The organism is Rhodococcus sp. IEGM 27, assembly GCF_033142305.1.
Taxonomy (GTDB): domain Bacteria; phylum Actinomycetota; class Actinomycetes; order Mycobacteriales; family Mycobacteriaceae; genus Rhodococcus_F; species Rhodococcus_F oxybenzonivorans.
In genome coordinates, this window is record NZ_JAWLSG010000010.1 from 38,309 (window position 1) to 56,540 (window position 18,232).

The window sequence follows — 18,232 nt, forward strand, 5'->3', positions numbered from 1 at the left end:
AGTCTGGGAAAACAGACAGCCGACGGCCGGCCCGAGTCGCGTTAACCTGATGCGATCACGACTCCAGTTCGTGACGACCAGGGTCGGCCGGGGGGTTCGGGGGCTTCCCGGCCGACTCCGGTGTCGCGGACGTCAGCCAGCCGAGAAGTTTCTCGTACACCGACTCGTGGTTGAGCATCGTGAAATGGTTCGCGGGGGCCAGGTGCATCCCGTCCTCTTCGCGGAACCCGATCATCCGAGTTCTATTGCGGCCCGATGCGCTCGGCACGAGAACCATGCCGTCACCGAGCAGACGGCCCAGGGGATGCCTGGGACTTCGCGTGATGGTGGCGGAGACGAAGAAGTACATTACGCCATCGAGCAGGGGCACCTCGTTGCAGGCAGCCGCACGTAGCGCGTCCGGGTCGCGGTCGCGCCACTCCTCGTCGACCAGCGACCCCTGATTGAGGTCGCGGATACCCGCGCTCCGCCGACGGAGCAATCCCGATACCGCACGCGTCTCGGGCAGTGCCGCCAACGCTGCGCTCACGTAGTGCACCGCCTGCTCGAGCGGCGCCCCGAGGTGTGGGGATCCGAGGCTCACGACCTGCCGTACCTGCTGTACCCACGGTCGATCGTCCTGGGCGGCCACATAGCAGGCGCTACGGGCGATCAGTCCGCCCATCGAATGCCCGACCAGGGCAATCGACTCGATCTCGACCGGCCACCGCGCGGTCAGTGTGTCGAGAAGTTCGGACAGGGACTTGCCGTTGTCGGAGATGTGGCGTCCTGAGTTGTACCGGATCTGGAGTGCTGTGACCCCTGCATCGGTTTCGAGGCGTTCGCCGTAGGTCGGTCTTCCGCCGAGCGTCCACGCACTCTCGGTTTCCACGAGGCCATGGAGGAAGACGGCGATACGTGGGCTCGCCTCGGGAAATGCCGCTGCCAGCGCGCCGCTGTCCAAGGGGACAGCTGCCCCGTCGACACGCACCGCCATCGGTTCCGCGAGGGGGGAGCCCTCCGTTTCCAGCACGTCGCCGATCAGGCCCGAGATGATCGCGATCACCTGAGCGCCGGTTTTGGTCTGCGACGGCGGGATGTTGTCGGAAGTCGGAAAGTCGAGCAGATGTCCGGCCAGAGCGCTGCCGAGGCGGGCGCTGCTCGCGACAGCGGTGTAGATCGCGTCGGAGAGAGCGTCGTGGAGCAATCGCACTGGTTGCACCGAAGGCCCGAGGCCTGCGCGGATGCCGACGAAGATGCGGGTCGCGATGGCGCGGTGCATCGACCCGATGCCTTCCGCTGCACCTCCGATCTCGTCGAAGGCCAGCCGGGCGAGTGCCTGTATTTCGGCTCGACGCCGCAGCTCGGATTGAATCATGAGGGTTGAGTGTACAGATGTGCACTCAATCTGCCGGGTGAACTGCCGGTCGGCATGCGACATGCGTAAAGGCGGGGGATTGAGTGAATTAATCCTCGGCGAAGAAAGTTGATCTTGGGAATTATGCAACTGGTCGTTCGACCAAAATGGCAATTAAAGTCTCGACGATCACGAGTGTTGATGCGCGCGTGCGGTTTCGTTACATGCTTGTGATTTGCTTTTACGTGCACCGATAATTGCCAAGGAAATGACAAAGCGACGGTGCTCTCCCAAGGAACGGGCGAGCACCGTCGCGTGCTGTCGAGCTAGCTACCAGCGCAAATGGCCAGCCAAGCAGAGCGGATGCCTATGCGGCTTCTTCCGTACCGCTCAGTGCCTCAGCGGAGCCCGAGAAGAAATCGAGGGCACCGACGAGGTCGGAGACTGCGGTGAAGAACTCGGAAAGGAAGGACAGATCCATGCTGATAACTCCTTGCTCGGTCGTGGGAATTTGTGGCGCTGAGCGGGCGCCGTCCACCTTCTTACCGTGATCGAATGGGGATCGCAATTCGAGAGATTGAATTGCGGGGAACGCAAAGTAAATAAACGGTGGCGGCGTCGATGGCAGCTCTACACGTATCTGGCGGATCTACACGGACTCGTGCGAATACCACCGTCGAGGGCTCGCACCGCGGCTATCCTCACGAGAAGGCTTCCGGCAATACACACGTATAGGGGATCCATGATGCGCAAGACCCTCGTCAGCGGCATCGCAGTGGCGGCCCTCGCCGTCGTAGGCGCTGCCGGCTGCACCGACGACAGCTCCGATCAGGCCCCGATAGCAACGACGACGACGTCGGCGTCCATGTCGGACCGTATGGAAGGGGCGATGAGCAGCGTGCAGGCCACCGCGTCCTCAGCGGTGAACACGGCCCGCGAGGCCACGCAGAACGCCATCAATTCGGCGATCTCGGCGGTCCCCATTGGATTCGAGTCGGGGTCCGCCGAACTCAATGCCGTCTCCGGTGTGACCATCAACGCGGTGGCCGCCGCGCTGAAAGCCAGTGACAACAAGGTCGAAATCACGGCGTACGCCGCCAACTCCGATGAGGCTGCGGCGGAGGCACTCGCCGAGCAACGCGCCAATGCGGTCGCCGACGCGCTCGCCGCGCAGGGCGTCGACAAAGGCCGGATCTCCGTGAACGGTACGGCGAACCCCGGCGAGGGAGTGAACGTCGACCAGGCCGACATCACCGTCGAGGGCAACTAACCGGCGTTACCGGAGCTCAGTGCATGACGGTGTGGCCGAGCCCCACTCCGACGGTGCCCCGACTCCGGTAGTACCCCGCTGCGCCGTCTAGCACCCCGCTGCGTCGTCGGCGCCAACCCCATCGGGTAGTGCTCGGATCATCGCTGTCCGAGACGGGAACTTCTTGCTGCCTATTTCTCCCTATGGCCTGCATCCCGGGTTGTAATCTGAAGTTCCAGTCGACGCTCGCTGCCGGCGTGCGGGCACTCGCCCGCGCCCGGTCTGACGGGAGGGTGCACTGATGGGCACGAACGACGAGAAGGCAGCGGATCTGGTGCTGTTCGGTGACGTGGTCACCATGGACGACACGCGGCCGCGAGCGCAGGCCGTTGCTGTGCGCGACGGGCGGATAGCCGCTGTCGGGAATGACGCGGCGGTGTTCCCGTTGATCGGACCCACCACCGCAACGGTGGACGTGCACCGCGCGTGCATCATGCCGGGGTTCGTCGAGGCCCACGGGCATCCGCTGAACTCGGCCGTCCTGCTCGGCGAGCCTGTGGTGGACATCCGCCCCGTCACCATCGCCGATGCCGACACGGTGGTCGACATCGTCCGCCGGGCCGTCGGCGAGCACCCGGAGGGTGTCGTCTTCAACGGATGGGATCCGCTGCTGCAGAAGGGGTTGCCCGTTCCGACGCGGGAATGGCTCAATTCGGTTGCGCCCGAGACGTCGATGGTGATCCTGCACAACACCGGGCACGTCGCCTACTTCAATGATGTCGCAGCGCGCGACGCCGGGCTCACCCGCGAGACTCCCGACCCCGAAGGGGGGAGTTACGGCAGGGACCCGTCGGGCGAACTCGACGGGTCGGCGTTCGAAGCGCCCGCCGTCATGGCGGTGGCTGCCAATGTGCTTGCCGGCGCTACCGCCCGTCTGCCAGACCTTCTCGCGGCTGAATGCGCGCGAATGAACGCTGTGGGAATCACCACTGTGAGTGAGATGGCGTTCGACCCTCGATTCAGCGCGACGTTGACGGCGATCGCACGGTCCGGTGCGCTCACCACTCGGCTGCGTCTCTACGAGATGTCGAATCCTCAACGAGCCACTGCGGTGTCGCCGGGTGTCGGGAACGACCTTCTCCGGCAGGTGGGTATCAAGATCTGGTCGGACGGGTCTCCGTGGGTCGGCAACGCCGCCACCAGTTTTCCGTACATCGACTCGGAGGTCACCCGGGCGCTGGGGCTCGCCGGAACACGTGGCAAGGCGAACTACACGGCCGAGGAGGTTCACGACATCAGCCGGCCGTATTTCGAGAAGGGCTGGCAGATTTCGTGTCACGCCAACGGCGACGACGCGGTCACCTTGGTCCTCGACGCGTGGGAGAGAATGCTCACCGAGGTACCGCGCGAAGACCACCGTCTGCGCCTCGAGCACGTAGGCGCCATGCGACCGGAGCAATTCCGCAGAGCCACGGAACTGGGTGTCACCTGCAGCATGTTCGTCGACCATCTCTACTACTGGGGCGACGTCCTCGTCGACGACCTGTTCGGAGCAGAGCGCGGGTCTCGTTGGGCGGCAGCCGCTTCGGCCATCGCGGCCGGTCAGCGTATTTCGTTCCACAACGATGGTCCGGTCACTCCCACGAACCCGTTACGCAACATCACCGACGCGGTCACACGCCGCACGCGGTCGGGCCGCGTCCTCGCACCCGAGGAACGAATTCCCATCCTGGAGGCGCTGCGAGCGGAAACGATCAACTCGGCATGGCACCTGCGAAGTGAGGATGCCATCGGATCGATCACACCCGGCAAGCACGCCGACCTCGTGGTGCTGTCGGCCAATCCGATGCGCGTGGACCCCGACGACATTGCGGGTCTCGAGGTGCTCGCCACGATTCTGGAGGGCCGGACGGTCTTCGGAAAGCTGGAGTGACCCGCGTGGCGCACCTGGCGAAGGCCGTGCGGTCGATCCCGACGTCGGTGGCAACGTGGGTCCGGAATGCGAGCTACCTACCGAAGTGGCTCGTGCTGGGAATTGTCATCGGCGCAATCGCAGGGCTGGGGGCGGTGGTGTTCTCCGTCGCCCTCGCGGGGGCTACGCATCTGCTCCTCGGTGAACTCGCCGGGTATCAGCCGCCGACTGCGGCAGGAGACGGCGGTGCAGCCGGGAGCGGAGAATTCACCCGCCCCTGGGCGGTCCCACTCGTGGTGGCACTGGGCGGGCTTGTCTCGGGAGTGATCGTGTTCACCCTGGCGCCGGAGGCTGAAGGGCACGGCACCGATGCGGCGATCGAGGCGTTTCACCGCAATCCGCGGACGATCCGGATCCGCGTCGTCCTGGTCAAGCTGGTCGCCTCCGCGATCACCATCGGGTCGGGCGGGTCGGGCGGCCGGGAGGGCCCGACGGCGCAAATCTCGGCAGGTTTCGGCTCGCTGCTCGCCCGCAAGCTCGACCTGTCCGACCGCGACGGCAGAATCGCTGTCGCGGTGGGCATCGGGTCCGGCATCGGCGCCATCTTCGGTGCGCCGCTCGGAGGGGCGGTGCTGTGTTGCGCGATTCCCTACAAGGACGACTTCGCATACGACGTACTCGTGCCGGGCATGGTCGCCTCGATCGTCAGCTACTCGGTGTTCGGCAGCATCCTCGGTTTCGGGCCGTTGTTCGGTGCGGCCGCGTCGGAGTACACGTTCGAATCCCCCATACAGCTGGTGTGGTTCGCGATCATCGGAATCCTGGCCGGACTGATCGGACTGCTGTACAGCGGGACGTTCTATGCGTTCGTCGACCTGAGTCACCGGCTGCCGGGCAGTCGCATGGTCAAGCCGGCGGTCGGGGGGCTTCTCGTCGGGCTGATGGCGCTGGCACTTCCCGAGGTGCTCGGCAGCGGATACGGCTGGATCCAGCAATCGATGACCCGCGTCGACCTCGCGGCCATTCCTCTGTGGGTGGTGCTGTTGCTGCCGTTCGCGAAGATTCTCGCCACCTCGTTGTCCATCGGGTCCGGTGGTTCCGGCGGTATCTTCGGCCCCGGCATGGTGATCGGGGCATTCACCGGTGCCGCGGTGTGGCGCCTGCTCGAACCGATCGTTCCCGGCGTCCCCGACAGTCCGGCGCCGTTCGTCATCGTCGGCATGATGGCCTGCTTCGGCAGCATCGCCCGGGCCCCGCTCGCGGTGATGTTGATGGTGGCCGAGATGACAGGCAGCATCGGTGTGCTGGCCCCGGGAATGGTTGCCGTCGCCCTCGCATATCTCATCGTGCGGCGATCCGGAAAGACGATCTACCGGGCACAGCTCGAGAACCGCGAGGAGGCTCGGCAGTTGCAGAATTCGCCCGGGTGAACGGATCGGGGTCCGGTGTGTGGGGGGCCCGGTCGATTCCGGCATGCTTGTCGCCATGACTGTTCAGGTTCCTCGGTACGTCGACCTCCTGTGGCCAGCACTTCAGGCCGTGATTGCGCTCGGTGGTTCGGCGTCCAACGAAGAACTCGACAACGCGGTCATCGAGCGTGAAGGACTGTCGTCCGACGTTCAGGGTGTGCTGCACGGAGACGGGCCGAGCACCGAGATCGAATACCGGCTGGCGTGGGCCCGCACCCACCTCAAGGGGATGGGTCTGCTCACGAACAGCCGCCGCGGGGTGTGGAGTGTCACGGAGAAGGGCCGCGAGGTCACCGAAAGTCAGATCCGGCCTCTGCATGCCGAGTCCTCGGCGGAGAACCGCAAGAGGAACGCTGCCCGAAAATCGGCCAAGGCCGCGTCTCGCAGGACCGACGAACCGGAAACGAACATCACCGAAGTCGACACCGATGCCGGTTGGAAAGACGTGCTCCTCGAGACCGTTCTGAAGATGTCGCCGGCCGCGTTCGAACGCCTCACACAGCGATTGCTGCGCGAAGCGGGGTTCTCGAGCGCATCCGTCACGTGGCGTGGGGGAGAGGGCGACATCGAGGGTCTCGGCGTCTACCAGTTGTCGCTGCTCAGCTTTCCGGTCTTCTTCCAGTGCAAGCGGCACAACGGCAGTGTCGGCGCCGGCGCCGTGCGCGACTTCCGAGGCGCAATGGCTGGTCGCGGCGAGAAGGGGCTACTCATCACCACCGGCACCTTCACCGGTGACGCCCGCACCGAGTCGAAGCGTGACGGAGCACCGCCAATCGATCTCATCGACGGGGACCGGCTGTGTGACCTGCTCAAGGAGCACGCGCTGGGAGTGCAGACCACCACCCGTCTCGTCGAGGACGTAGAGGTCCGCTCGGACTACTTCCGCTCACTCGAACCCAAATAGCAAAACCGGTGCTCGTGCGCTGTTCAGGCGCATTTTCCGTTGCGGTATGGGCACGAACCGGTCACGTAGGCCGCCAACCGCCACCCGCAGCCTCCGGGATGTGTACAGAGGAAGTAGGTGTGCACAGTGCTCACGGGAAAAGACTGTTAGGACAACAGACATGACGACCACAACGCCGTGGCCGTTGATCGGCCGAACGGCGCGGCCGCCGGCAGGGATGCTGGTGGACCGGCGCTTCGGAAGGCTCGTGGACCAGTTCTTTCAGCTGTTCCGCGACACGAGGCAGGGCGGCGGCGCCCTGTCGGTCTATCTCCACGGAGAGCCCGTCGTCGACGTATGGGCGGGCTGGGCCAGCCGGAAGACACAGTGGAACGGCGACACTGTCACGCTCACCTTCTCCACCGGTAAGGGCGTCGCATCCACGGTGCTACACCGACTGGCGGGTCGCGGCCTCATCGATTACGACGTCCCTATCGCGCAGTACTGGCCCGAGTTCGCAGCGGCGGGCAAGGAGGCGATCACGGTACGCGAACTGCTGTCGCACCGTGCCGGACTCCATCGGGTTCGCGGCCTGGTACCCGAACCGCTGAGCCTGATGGACCATTCCCTCGTCAGCGCCGCGCTGGCTGCCGCGACCCCCGATCGGCGCCGACTGCGCGCTCCCGGGTATCACGCGGTCACGTTCGGCTCGCTGATCGCCGAAGTGACGTCGCGGGCGTCGGGACAGCCCTTCACCGAGCTGGTGAAAACCGAGATCGCCGAACCGCTCGGGGTGAAGGACTTCTGGTACGCGGTTCCGCTCGACGAACGCGGGCGGATCGCCCGGACCTTTCCGCACATCAACCCGTTCGGTGTCCCCTGGGCCGCGACGTCCTTTGCGATGTCTCGACTTCCGGGACTGCGCAACGTCGCTGATGCCGGAATGCCGGCAGGTTTCGATCTACTCGTCCGCAACCCGGCTGTTCACGACAGCGTGATGCCCGGGTGGAACGGAGTGTTCAGCGCCCGCGCGCTCGCAAAGATGTACGGGGCGTTGGCAAACGGCGGATCGGTGGGCGGCGTCGAGTTCCTCGCACCCGATGTCGTGACGCAACTCGGTGAGGTTCAGACCACGGGGCGCGACTACGTGCTGGGTCTGCCCATGAATTGGCGTCTCGGCTACCACGCCGGCATGGTGGCGAGACGCACCCAGCCGTCGAAGACGTTCGGGCACTACGGCTTGGGCGGGTCGGGTGCGTTCGCCGACGCGGAGACGGGCCTGTCGATTGCCTTCGTCACGAATCGGCTGGGCAACATGCTCACGCCTATTGCCGACCTTCGTCTGCCTAAACTTGGATCGACCGCACTCGCCCTCGCGGCGAAGGCGTAACTCTCTGCCTCAGTGGCGAGCCCGCATCCGGTACCCGAGTTGGCGGGCCCGGAAGTCGAGACCTCCGCCGCCGCTCACGAAGAGTGGAGTGAGCCCGATGGCGATCAGAATCGAGACAACCGCAATGCTCATGACACACCGCCCTTTCGCGATGGAACGAACTGTCGTGCGAGGCATCTATGCCCCACAGCCCCAAGGTAAGTGTTAGTTGAAGTAACGTGCAACGTGGGGTCCCTCACGGCGACCGGCAGGCGGCCGCGCGCCACAACGACGTGGCGCAGTGACGAGGGCGATGTCGCGTCCCGCCCGTGTGAGTGTCCAGTGTGACTGATGTCGTCCAAGTGGCTGGCGGGGCACCAGTGAGTGTGGTGGAATGCAAACCGAACAACATAGCGACTGAGCAGAAACACTTGTCGACGACACGCCGGGGCGCGACCGATTGGATATGAGGGGCACAGTGCATATTTCTCGACGGGACTTGTTCCGGTACGCGGCCGCGGGGTCGGCCGTGGCCGGAGTGGCCGCGCTCACTTCCACCCTGGCGTCGGGCGCAGTGGCGCACGCCGACAGCCTCGGCACACTCATCGACTACTCGGGTGGCGTTCCGTCTGCAGAGGCGATCAGCGCAGCCGGATACGCCGGGGCCATCCGCTACGTGTCGGACCGGCGACCGGGAGCCGAGTGGATGGTGGGGAAGCCGCTCCGCGCCGACGAGGCGAGCGCTCTGCAAGAGGCGGGGTTGTCTGTCGTGTCGTGCTACCAGTTCGGCAAGGGGTCGACGGCGGATTGGCGTGGTGGGCTCGAAGCCGGAAAGCGTCACGCGGAGCGTGGGCTCGAACTCCACCTCGCCGCCGGAGGTCCCGAGAATCGGCCGATCTATGCATCGATCGACGACAATCCGACGCCGGCAGACTTCCTCACCATGATCGCGCCGTATCTCGCGGGCTGGGAATCGGTGGTAGGCAAGGCAAATACGGGTATCTACGCAAATTCGCCGACGTTGGATCTGGCTATCCTCGCCGGACTCGGGTCGTGGTACTGGCAGCACGACTGGGGCACTCCGGAGGGGTACGTTCACCCGAAAGCTCATCTGCACCAGTACGAAATCGATGCCAGAACTGTCGACGGCGTCGGCATCGACCTCAATGACATTCTCGCGCCTGATTACGGCCAGTGGTGAGCGTTCGGGCTCGCTCCGCCGCTTGCCTGTGCCGAGGCGGCTAGCCGGAGATTTTCTCGCCCATCCGAACGAGCCACTCGCGAGCGTCGTCGGGAAGTTTTCCCGCCGTTTCCGCTGCGCGGCACCAGTTCCTGGCTGTGGCGAGAAAATTCAGCGGGTTGTACGCGTCTTCTTCCCGTGACCACAGGTTGTGGCCCGCGTAGTGGAGGATCGTGATATTGGCGGCCGCGTGCACTGAACCGTCTCCGGGATCTTCCATAGGATTGTCGATCTCACAGATCACCCACCCGCGTTCTTCGTCGAGCACGTGCCAGTTCGCGGGAAACTGTGTCATCCGGCTGCCGGGAAACGTCGACATGGTCCGCGTGACCCATGCGCGGATGGCATCGCGACCCTCGAAATTCCCGAACGCGTGTTCCGCATAGGTGGCGTCCTCTGTGAACAGATCGGCGAAGCCGTTCCAATTCCCGAGTTCGACGCACCGGCTGACCGTTCGCTGGTAGTGCGCAAATGCGTCGTTCAGTTCGGCCCGACTCCACGACATGCCCGTGTCCTTCCCTCGTGGCGCCCGTAGGGGTGCGCCTACGGAAATAAGAACACGTTTCAGTCGCTTTGTGGGAAAGTTTCCGCTGGGCGAGATGCTGGGTGAAACGCTCGGCGAGCCGGCGCCGATGCATCAGGTGTCACTTCATTCACTTCGACACCGGGAGTTCCACCATGGATCTGCTCATCGATTTCGGTTACACGATCGCCTCCGTCCTCTACACCGCGTTCTTCGTCAACGGGTCGTAGGTCCTTCCTCGGCGACGGGATCAGCCAGGCGAGAACCAGGGTGACCATCGAGGCGATGATCGAGGCGATGAACCCGGCGCGGAAAGCGTCGAGCGACGGGATGACCGCCGTGCCGACGGTGACCGTCATTCCCGCGAGGATCACGCTGACGACGGCTGCCGAGGTGGATGTGCCGATCGACCGCATCAGCGAATTCAATCCGTTGGCCGCCGCCGATTCCGTGATGGGAACCGCACTCATGATCAGGGCAGGCATGGCGGAGTACGACAGGCCGATGCCCGCGCCGATCACCATTCCGGCGAGCAGGACCTGCCAGACCGCCGACACCGCGACGTACGCCACCGCGTAACCGAGCCCGATCACCACGGCGCCGGTCATCAGGGTCACCCTCGGTCCCCGCCAGGCGGAGAGGCGCGCCGACACCGGGGACAGCGCCATCATGACCAGGCCGCCGGGAGCGAGAACCAGGCCCGCGGTGATCATCGACAGGCCGAACCCGTAACCGGTCGACTCCGGAGCCATCAGCAACTGGGGGAACGAGAGGGAGGTGCCGTACATCGCGAAGCCGACGGCAACCGAGGCAAGGTTGGTGAATAGGACGGGAGGTCGCGCGCTCACGCGGAGATCGATCAACGGTGCGGCGGTCCGTAGCTCGAAAAACCCCCACAGAAGCAGGCTCGCGAATGACACCGCGAAGAGTCCGAGGGTCTGCCCGCTCGCCCATCCCCAGTCGTCGCCCTTCGTGATGGGCAGCAGGAACGTGACGAGAACGACGCTCAGGCCGACAGCTCCGAGGAAGTCGAAGCGGCCGGGCCGCCGTACGGGCGATTCGGGAATGACGAGCAAGGTCAGGGCGATACAGGCGCAGCCGAGAACGGCGGACACGACGAACAGCATGTGCCAATCGGTGTAGTACGCGATGGTCGCGGCGATGGGCAATCCCACGGCGCCCCCGACTCCCAGGGTCGCGCTCATCACCGCCATCGCGCCGCCGACCCTTTTCGGCGGGAGCACGTCGCGAAGGATGGCGATTCCGAGTGGGATCGCGCCGATGGCCGCCCCTTGGAGCGCACGACCCGTCACCATCGGAATCAGTGAGGAGGCCATCGCGCACACCGCCGATCCGAGCACCAGCAATGTGAGGCTCCCGATCAGGGCGCGGCGTTTGCCGAACATATCACCCAGTCGACCGCTGATCGGCGTGACGACGGCGGCGACGAGCAGGGTCGCCGTGACCGCCCAGGACGTATTCGCGGCACTGGATCCCAGGAGGTGGGGCAACTCGGGAATGATCGGTATGACGAGCGTCTGCATGAGCGCCACCACGATCCCGCACGAGCCGAGGACGGCGAGGATGAGGGGCGGTGCGTGCCGCCGGCTTCGGATTTCGGCGTTCGGCGGTGGAACGGACATCGACACCTCCCGGGTGTACAGGTTCGGCGCGACGCGTTCACGACACCAGAGATGTGTACCCTACACATCGTGTGTATGGTGCACAACGCCGTCGATCGGGCAGGATGAAGAAAACTTCTGGAGGTGACGGTGTCCGATCGCGAGGCGGTGACGGCCGACATCGAGAACGAGCTGACCTTGTTGTCGAGGCACTACGTGCATTCCCAGCGGGCGGGATTGCAGATCGATCGCTCGGCCTACCTGTTGCTCAGCCGCCTCGAACTGGAGCATCCGGTCACTCTCAAAGAGCTTTCGGAGGCGTTCCGCCTCGACATCTCGACGATCAACAGGCAGATCGGGGCACTGCTGCGGCGAGGACTGGTCGAGCGCGTTCCCGATCCCGACGGGGGACTGGCGCGGAAGGTGCAGGCCACCGATCTCGGGCTCGAGCACCTGCGCAGTGATCGACAGCTGAGTCGTAGCGGCGTGGAACGGGTGATCGGCGGATGGAGCGACGGCGATCGTGAAGAGTTGCGTCGACTGCTGTCGAAGTTCAACGCGGAGGTAGAGAATTTGGAAGGCCGGAGCTGGCCCCGCCGGTCGAAGGAAGGGCGGCTGGGGTCGTAGCGCTCAGGACTGCACGTGCGCGGTCGCGTCCCGGGCAAGGTCCGGTTCTTCGGCGATGACCGTGAGTTGGGGATGCTCCTGAGGTGACTCGTGCCATCCCCGCCAGGACATCAGGGACCAGCCCGAGAGTCCGGACAGGGCAGAGCCCAGGCTGGCGAACGAGCCCGTGCTCAGCACCGACCCGATCGAGCCAGCCGACCCGATCGACAGGACCGAGCCGACGCTGCCGATCGACAGAACCGAGTAGGCCGACCCGATCGAGAGGATGGACCCTTCCGAGCGAATCGACAGTATCGATCGGTGGGCGTGCCGAGAACGGCGGAACGAGTGCTTGGAGGGCATTCCTCGGTCTACCACGCTGGTGTCGTCGGCACACGGTGATCGGGCCCGGACCGACGAAAAAGGCCCCCGGAAGTCCGGGGGCCTTTCGCGAAGTCGAACTGCTATGCGACGCGGAACATACCCACGGTCGGGAGGAAGCTGCACGTGATGGGTGCCGCCCCTTCCTTCTGAGTGGTGAGTCCGCCGGAGATGACGGCGATGACGCGACCGGGGCCGGTGTCGGCAATCGCGGACAGGGTGGCAGGGCCGTCAGGATTGATGCGCGCCTCGTTGGTGAGGTTCTGCGTCTCGCGGCGCTGGTTGTCCAGGTTGATCCACGTGACGGTCAGCGGATTGGGCTGCTCGGCAGCGACCGCACTGGTTCCGAGCGCGGTGAACACGAAGCCGGCTTGTCCGGCCGCAGGTCCGGGCGGCGGGAGCTGCGCGGGTCCGGGCACGGCGAGTGCGGTGCCGACGGAATCGGCGCCCTCTCCGATGCAGCCCTTACCGAGCGTCGGGTACAGGAACTGGGCGATGACGGGTGCGTTGTCCTGCGGAATTTCGGGGCCGCCGCCACCGCTGCCGTCGAGGAACGTGATGACGCGCTCGAGGGTGGACTTGATCTCGGGAGGAATGCCGGGAGACTCGAGAAGGTTGCGTGCCTGCGCGAGAAGCTCGGCCTGCGGGCCTGCAGCGATGTCTTCGGTACCAGCGGCTGCGCCGATGATCGCGGGAGCGAACGATGCGAGCATCTCCACAGGCATGCCCTCGGGCACGGGCGGCGGCGTCGGCTGCGCGGATACCTGTACCGGCACTGCCATCGCTGCTGCTGCGGCAATTGCGAAAGCAGTAAATGCCCTGCGCATACCTCGGGTTCGAAGCACAGTCTCCCCATCCTTGTCATAACAGCGTGAACGACAATCCAATCCACGTCTTACGGCTCGGGGGGCCACTCTATGTACAGCGCCCCCGGGTTGTACAGCTGACGAGTGCATCCCGTGGTAGCTGCGGCGCCCCGGTGGGAGTGTATGGCATGGTGACCCCGGCGGTGATCCTTCCCGGAACCATAGCCTGTGGCTGGTGTGATCAGTGTTGATGGTGATGCAACTGTTACGCGCTGCTACGGACAGAGCGGAGCGTGTGTGGCCGTGCGTCTACGCTGTGCGGGACCGTTTCGGGATCGGCTGAGACGTCTACACACCTCACGGGAGAGCGCCACACTGTGTCCGACCAAGCAGCGTCCCACGAAGGAGCGTCCGACGGCGGAGCGGACTCCGAGGACCCGTCTTCTCCCTCGTCACAACGTGTTTCCGGGAGTCGGGTGCTGTTGCGCTGGGCGCCTGTGCTTCTCGCGTTGTCGGTGCTCGGACGGATGGCGTGGACACTGCTGAGCCCCAACGGGATGAACCTCGTCGACTTACACGTCTACGTCGACGGTTCCGAGGCTCTCGGCGGTGGCAACCTGTACGACTTCACCTATTCGGAAGTGACACCGGACTTTCCACTGCCGTTCACATACCCACCCTTCGCGGCGCTCGTCTTCTTTCCCCTGCACTTCCTGCCGTTCACCCTGGTCGGCGTCTGTTGGCAGTTGCTCACCATCCTCGCGCTGTATGCGTTGGCCCGCATGAGTTTGAGTCTCGTGCTCGGCGCGGCGGCCCGTCGACCTTACTGGCGGACGGTGGCACTTCTGTGGACGACGGTGGGCGTCTGGCTGGAGCCGGTGCGCACCACACTCGACTACGGGCAGATCAATGTCTTCCTCGCCTTGCTCGTGATGACTGCGGTACGTAGTTCACGGTGGTGGCTGTCGGGTGCGCTCGTCGGCTTCGCGGCGGGCATCAAACTGACCCCGGCCATCACGGGGCTGTACTTCCTGCTCCAGCGCAGGTGGAAAGCGGCGGTCTTCTCGGGCGTCGCCTTCGGGGCGACCGTCGGCCTCAGTTATCTCTTGGTCGGTTCCGAGGCCCGCGAGTACTTCACCCACCTCCTCGGGGACGCAGATCGCATCGGTCCGGTCGGTTCGGTATGGAACCAATCTCTGCGCGGGGCATTGTCGAGGCTGCTCGGGTACGACGTCGGAACGGGTGCGGTCTGGGTGGTGGGCGTCGCGCTCACCGTGGTCCTCGCAGTGCTCGCGTGGCGCGCCCTCGCCCGCGACGACAGGTTGGGCACACTCGTCGTCGTGGAGCTGCTGGGACTGCTCGTGTCCCCGATCTCGTGGTCACACCACTGGGTATGGGTGATCCCGATGCTGATCTGGCTTCTTCACGGCCCCTACGGGTCGATGCTCGGTACCCGGGTCGTCGCGGGGTACTGGCTCGTCACGACGCTGATCGGGGTGCCGTGGGTCCTGAGCTTCTTTCAGGACTCGATCTGGCTCATCTCACGGCCTGCGGTGCTCGCGTGGCTCGGCACCGTCGACGTTGTGGGCGCATTCGCCGTGTATGCCTGGATTGCGTGGGCGGGCAGGCGGGCGAAGCTGACGCCTACCCTGCCAGCACGTCGATCTGTGCAGCGAGATCCAGATCGAGCTGTGTGATCCCCCCGGCCGAGTGGGTCGACAAGGTGTAGGTGACCTTGCGCCACCGGATGTCGATGTCGGGATGGTGGTTGGCGGCCTCGGCGGCCGCGGCGACCTTGCGGACCAGTTCGATCGCGTCGATGAAGCTCGGCGACTCGATGGTGCGGACCAGGGAGTCGCCGGTGCGCCGCCACTCGGGCAGTCCGGCGAGTCCGGCATCGATACTTCCATCTGACAGCAACTCGGCCATACCCCATGATGGTGCGGTGTCGACGGAACCTGCAAGACCCGCCACGAACAACGGCGAAGTGGTGGCTGCGGCGATCATCGTCGACGGACGCCTCCTACTCGCCCAGCGGACGCGACCGCCCGAGCTGGCGGGCCTGTGGGAACTGCCGGGCGGCAAGGCCGAAGCAGGGGAGACGGCCGAGGACGCCCTCCGGCGGGAACTGCGAGAAGAACTCGGCGTCGAGGTGGCAGGGGGCACGAGGGTAGGGGACGACGTGCCCCTTCCCGACGGGCGCGTGCTCCGCGCCTACCGGGTGGACCTGGTGTCGGGAACACCGTCCGCGCTCGACCATGCCGAGGTGCGATGGGTGAACGGCCGCGAGCTCGGGGAGATCGACCTGGTCGGCAACGATCAGGGATGGGTGCCGGACCTGCGTCCGTACCTCGACAGTGGAAACTGAGAACAACGATCGATCGGGCCGCCGGCTCAGGTTTTACGGGCCTTCACGAGGCCCTTCTTCAGTTCCTTCTTGGAGGCGCCTTCGTTCTCGAGCTTCTTCATCCGCATGATGACCACCGGGCACTTGAGGCAACGCTTCTTGCTGCGGCAGCACTTCTTCTTCGGCTTGAGGCCCGAGACCTCGGTGGCCTTGATCTTGCCCATGCTCGGCTCGGCCTCCCTAGCTCTGACGGAACACCGGATGCGACGCTCGACCCAGGCTAGCGTGGCCGCGACTTCGTCGGCTGCCGACCTGGGACCGGCTCGCGCACTGCGTGGCGCAGATCACTTTACGCTGGTGCCTGATGCCCCTCGACGTCCGCGATGCGCGGAACCGGGCCGCGGGCGGGTAGTATTTACGTGGCCGCGATGCCTGTATGAGCGATTTTGCCATCGCCTCGACGAGGGATTTCTGAATCAGGATGACAATGCGGCCGCCAGAAGGTCGTGCGAGTGAACTTTCGCGTGGCCGAATCAACTCAGCCAGGAGAGCCATCGCGTGACCATCACCAGCTTCCGTAACGTTGCCATCGTCGCACACGTCGACCACGGCAAGACCACTCTCGTCGACGCCATGCTGCGCCAATCGGGGGCTTTCGAGGAGCGCGCCGAGCTGGTCGATCGCGTCATGGACTCCGGCGACCTCGAGCGCGAGAAGGGCATCACCATCCTCGCGAAGAACACTGCCGTCCACAAGCACCATGCCGACGGCAGCGTCACCGTGATCAACGTGATCGACACCCCGGGCCACGCCGACTTCGGTGGTGAGGTCGAGCGCGGCCTGTCCATGGTCGACGGTGTCGTCCTGCTCGTCGACGCCTCAGAGGGCCCGCTGCCGCAGACTCGGTTCGTGCTCCGCAAGGCCCTCGCCGCCTCGCTGCCCGTGATCCTCGTGGTCAACAAGACCGACCGCCCCGATGCCCGCATCGAAGAGGTCGTCTCCGAGAGTCACGACCTGCTTCTCGACCTCGCTTCGGACCTCGACGACGAGGCCGCGGAAGCCGCCGAACTCGCTCTCGACCTCCCGGTCCTCTACGCCTCCGGCCGTGAGGGTAAGGCGTCCAAGAGTCAACCCGAGAACGGTCACGCACCGGACGCCGAGAACCTCGACGCCCTGTTCGACGTGCTTCTGAACTACGTTCCCGCACCCAAGGGCAACGTCGACGCGCCGCTGCAGGCTCACGTCACCAACCTCGACGCGTCCGCATTCCTGGGCCGCCTCGCGCTGGTGCGCATCCACAACGGCGAGCTGACCAAGGGTCAGACCGTCTCCTGGTGCCGTGAGGTGGACGGCGAGCCCGTCGTCACCAAGGCCAAGATCACCGAATTGCTCGCGACCAAGGGTGTCGAGCGTCAGCCTGCCGAGAGGGCGGTTGCCGGCGACATCGTCGCCGTCGCCGGTTTCCCCGACATCATGATCGGTGACACGCTCGCCGATCTGGAGAACCCTGTCCCGCTGCCTCGGATCACCGTCGACCAGCCCGCCATCTCGGTCACCATCGGCACCAACACGTCGCCGCTCGTCGGCCGGGTCAGTGGGCACAAGCTCACCGCCCGCATGGTGAAGTCCCGCCTCGACCAGGAGCTCGTCGGCAACGTCTCGCTCAAGGTCCTCGACATCGGTCGCCCCGACGCCTGGGAGGTGCAGGGCCGTGGTGAACTCGCGCTCGCCATTCTCGTCGAGCAGATGCGCCGCGAAGGCTTCGAGCTGACCGTCGGCAAGCCGCAGGTGGTCACCCGTCAGGTCGACGGCAAGGTGCACGAGCCCTTCGAGGAGCTCACCATCGACAGCCCCGAGGAGTACCTCGGTGCCATCACCCAGCTGCTGGCCAACCGCAAGGGCAAGATGGTCCAGATGGCGAACCACGGCGCAGGCTGGGTTCGGATGGAGTTCATCGTCCCGTCGCGTGGGCTCATCGGTTTCCGCACCGACTTCCTCACCGAGACCCGCGGCACCGGCATCGCCAATGCGGTGTTCCACGGTTATGCACCGTGGGCCGGCGAGATCCGGGCACGCCACACCGGTTCGCTCGTCTCGGACCGCACCGGCACCGTCACCCCGTTCGCGATGATCCAGCTGGCCGATCGCGGCACCTTCTTCGTCGAGCCCGGCGCCGATACCTACGAGGGCATGGTCGTGGGTATCAACCCGCGCCAGGAGGACCTCGACATCAACGTCACCCGCGAGAAGAAGCTGACCAACATGCGTCAGTCCTCCGCCGACGTGATGGAGACCCTCGCCAAGCCCATCAAGCTCGAACTCGAGGGCGCGATGGAGTTCTGCGCCGGCGACGAGTGCGTCGAGGTCACCCCGGAGGTCGTGCGGGTGCGCAAGGTGCACCTGTCTGCCACCGACCGCGCCCGTGAGCGTTCGCGTTCCAAGGCCCGCGACAAGGCGGCCCTGTAGGTCCCGCGTCCGACCACGTAAGA

Annotated in this window: 18 protein-coding genes; 10 read left to right on the forward strand and 8 right to left on the reverse strand. The window is 65.4% G+C overall.

Going from position 1 to position 18,232, the window contains the following annotated elements:
• Positions 1–55: 55 nt before the first annotated feature.
• Complete coding sequence (locus R4P95_RS26935; protein ID WP_317747040.1) at positions 56–1,357, reverse strand: lipase family alpha/beta hydrolase; 1,302 nt, start codon at positions 1,355–1,357, stop codon at positions 56–58.
• Positions 1,358–2,078: 721 nt separating this feature from the next.
• Between R4P95_RS26935 and R4P95_RS26940 the strand changes: the two genes are divergently transcribed.
• From R4P95_RS26940 to R4P95_RS26960, 5 genes are all read left to right on the forward strand, one after another.
• A complete protein-coding gene (locus tag R4P95_RS26940; RefSeq protein WP_249354494.1) occupies positions 2,079–2,606 on the forward strand; it encodes an OmpA family protein in 528 nt (175 codons plus the stop codon).
• A 280-nt stretch (positions 2,607–2,886) separates the two neighbouring features.
• Positions 2,887–4,518, forward strand: a complete 1,632-nt coding sequence (locus R4P95_RS26945) for an amidohydrolase (protein ID WP_317747039.1) — start codon at positions 2,887–2,889, stop codon at positions 4,516–4,518.
• Positions 4,515–5,927 (forward strand): chloride channel protein, encoded by a 1,413-nt coding sequence (locus R4P95_RS26950; protein WP_317747038.1) that lies wholly within the window; start codon positions 4,515–4,517, stop codon positions 5,925–5,927. The genes R4P95_RS26945 and R4P95_RS26950 overlap by 4 nt, the downstream gene beginning before the upstream one ends.
• Before the next feature lie 43 nt (positions 5,928–5,970).
• Positions 5,971–6,870, forward strand: coding sequence for a restriction endonuclease (locus R4P95_RS26955; protein WP_109331952.1), 900 nt, complete (start codon positions 5,971–5,973; stop codon positions 6,868–6,870).
• 160 nt (positions 6,871–7,030) lie between these two features.
• Complete coding sequence (locus R4P95_RS26960; RefSeq protein WP_213577020.1) at positions 7,031–8,239, forward strand: serine hydrolase domain-containing protein; 1,209 nt, start codon at positions 7,031–7,033, stop codon at positions 8,237–8,239.
• Positions 8,240–8,248: 9 nt separating this feature from the next.
• Here the strand turns inward: R4P95_RS26960 and R4P95_RS26965 are convergent, their stop codons facing one another.
• Positions 8,249–8,371, reverse strand: coding sequence for a hypothetical protein (locus tag R4P95_RS26965; protein ID WP_257792430.1), 123 nt, complete (start codon positions 8,369–8,371; stop codon positions 8,249–8,251).
• 313 nt (positions 8,372–8,684) lie between these two features.
• On the opposite strand from R4P95_RS26965, the gene R4P95_RS26970 reads away from it, so the two are divergent.
• Positions 8,685–9,419, forward strand: coding sequence for a DUF1906 domain-containing protein (locus R4P95_RS26970; protein ID WP_317747037.1), 735 nt, complete (start codon positions 8,685–8,687; stop codon positions 9,417–9,419).
• A gap of 40 nt (positions 9,420–9,459) precedes the next feature.
• Here the strand turns inward: R4P95_RS26970 and R4P95_RS26975 are convergent, their stop codons facing one another.
• Positions 9,460–9,963, reverse strand: coding sequence for a nuclear transport factor 2 family protein (locus tag R4P95_RS26975; protein WP_317747036.1), 504 nt, complete (start codon positions 9,961–9,963; stop codon positions 9,460–9,462).
• Between the two features lie 59 nt (positions 9,964–10,022).
• A complete protein-coding gene (locus R4P95_RS26980; protein WP_317747035.1) occupies positions 10,023–11,624 on the reverse strand; it encodes an MFS transporter in 1,602 nt (533 codons plus the stop codon).
• Between the two features lie 123 nt (positions 11,625–11,747).
• Between R4P95_RS26980 and R4P95_RS26985 the strand changes: the two genes are divergently transcribed.
• On the forward strand, positions 11,748–12,230 hold the full coding sequence (locus tag R4P95_RS26985; protein ID WP_317747034.1) for a MarR family winged helix-turn-helix transcriptional regulator: 483 nt from the start codon (positions 11,748–11,750) through the stop codon (positions 12,228–12,230).
• Positions 12,231–12,233: 3 nt separating this feature from the next.
• Here R4P95_RS26985 and R4P95_RS26990 read toward each other — a convergent pair whose 3' ends face one another.
• Positions 12,234–12,572, reverse strand: a complete 339-nt coding sequence (locus R4P95_RS26990) for a hypothetical protein (RefSeq protein WP_109331939.1) — start codon at positions 12,570–12,572, stop codon at positions 12,234–12,236.
• A 101-nt stretch (positions 12,573–12,673) separates the two neighbouring features.
• Positions 12,674–13,417: a hypothetical protein gene (locus R4P95_RS26995; RefSeq protein ID WP_109331925.1), complete on the reverse strand. Its 744-nt coding sequence runs from the start codon at positions 13,415–13,417 to the stop codon at positions 12,674–12,676.
• 356 nt (positions 13,418–13,773) lie between these two features.
• Between R4P95_RS26995 and R4P95_RS27000 the strand changes: the two genes are divergently transcribed.
• Positions 13,774–15,093: a mannosyltransferase gene (locus tag R4P95_RS27000; protein WP_317747033.1), complete on the forward strand. Its 1,320-nt coding sequence runs from the start codon at positions 13,774–13,776 to the stop codon at positions 15,091–15,093.
• Here the strand turns inward: R4P95_RS27000 and R4P95_RS27005 are convergent.
• Complete coding sequence (locus R4P95_RS27005) at positions 15,041–15,325, reverse strand: 4a-hydroxytetrahydrobiopterin dehydratase (RefSeq protein ID WP_213577027.1); 285 nt, start codon at positions 15,323–15,325, stop codon at positions 15,041–15,043. The two genes, R4P95_RS27000 and R4P95_RS27005, sit on opposite strands and share 53 nt — an antisense overlap.
• A gap of 58 nt (positions 15,326–15,383) precedes the next feature.
• On the opposite strand from R4P95_RS27005, the gene R4P95_RS27010 reads away from it, so the two are divergent.
• A complete protein-coding gene (locus tag R4P95_RS27010) occupies positions 15,384–15,764 on the forward strand; it encodes a (deoxy)nucleoside triphosphate pyrophosphohydrolase (RefSeq protein WP_213577799.1) in 381 nt (126 codons plus the stop codon).
• Between the two features lie 26 nt (positions 15,765–15,790).
• Here the strand turns inward: R4P95_RS27010 and R4P95_RS27015 are convergent, their stop codons facing one another.
• A complete protein-coding gene (locus R4P95_RS27015; protein ID WP_201453443.1) occupies positions 15,791–15,967 on the reverse strand; it encodes a hypothetical protein in 177 nt (58 codons plus the stop codon).
• A 334-nt stretch (positions 15,968–16,301) separates the two neighbouring features.
• Between R4P95_RS27015 and typA the strand changes: the two genes are divergently transcribed.
• Positions 16,302–18,209, forward strand: a complete 1,908-nt coding sequence (typA, locus tag R4P95_RS27020; protein ID WP_109331922.1) for a translational GTPase TypA — start codon at positions 16,302–16,304, stop codon at positions 18,207–18,209.
• The last annotated feature ends 23 nt before the right edge of the window (positions 18,210–18,232 follow it).

Bases quoted from the DNA above. Each gene is read 5' to 3' on its own strand.
- R4P95_RS26940 (WP_249354494.1), top strand. From the start codon at position 2,079: ATGATGCGCAAGACCCTCGTCAGCGGCATCGCAGTGGCGGCCCTCGCC.
- R4P95_RS26955 (WP_109331952.1), top strand. From the start codon at position 5,971: ATGCTTGTCGCCATGACTGTTCAGGTTCCTCGGTACGTCGACCTCCTG.
- R4P95_RS26980 (WP_317747035.1), bottom strand. From the start codon at position 11,624: ATGTCCGTTCCACCGCCGAACGCCGAAATCCGAAGCCGGCGGCACGCA.
- R4P95_RS26970 (WP_317747037.1), top strand. From the start codon at position 8,685: ATGAGGGGCACAGTGCATATTTCTCGACGGGACTTGTTCCGGTACGCG.
- R4P95_RS26945 (WP_317747039.1), top strand. From the start codon at position 2,887: ATGGGCACGAACGACGAGAAGGCAGCGGATCTGGTGCTGTTCGGTGAC.
- R4P95_RS26990 (WP_109331939.1), bottom strand. From the start codon at position 12,572: ATGCCCTCCAAGCACTCGTTCCGCCGTTCTCGGCACGCCCACCGATCG.
- R4P95_RS27015 (WP_201453443.1), bottom strand. From the start codon at position 15,967: ATGGGCAAGATCAAGGCCACCGAGGTCTCGGGCCTCAAGCCGAAGAAG.
- R4P95_RS26995 (WP_109331925.1), bottom strand. From the start codon at position 13,417: ATGCGCAGGGCATTTACTGCTTTCGCAATTGCCGCAGCAGCAGCGATG.
- R4P95_RS26975 (WP_317747036.1), bottom strand. From the start codon at position 9,963: ATGTCGTGGAGTCGGGCCGAACTGAACGACGCATTTGCGCACTACCAG.
- R4P95_RS26965 (WP_257792430.1), bottom strand. From the start codon at position 8,371: ATGAGCATTGCGGTTGTCTCGATTCTGATCGCCATCGGGCTCACTCCA.
- R4P95_RS26935 (WP_317747040.1), bottom strand. From the start codon at position 1,357: ATGATTCAATCCGAGCTGCGGCGTCGAGCCGAAATACAGGCACTCGCC.
- R4P95_RS27005 (WP_213577027.1), bottom strand. From the start codon at position 15,325: ATGGCCGAGTTGCTGTCAGATGGAAGTATCGATGCCGGACTCGCCGGA.
- R4P95_RS26960 (WP_213577020.1), top strand. From the start codon at position 7,031: ATGACGACCACAACGCCGTGGCCGTTGATCGGCCGAACGGCGCGGCCG.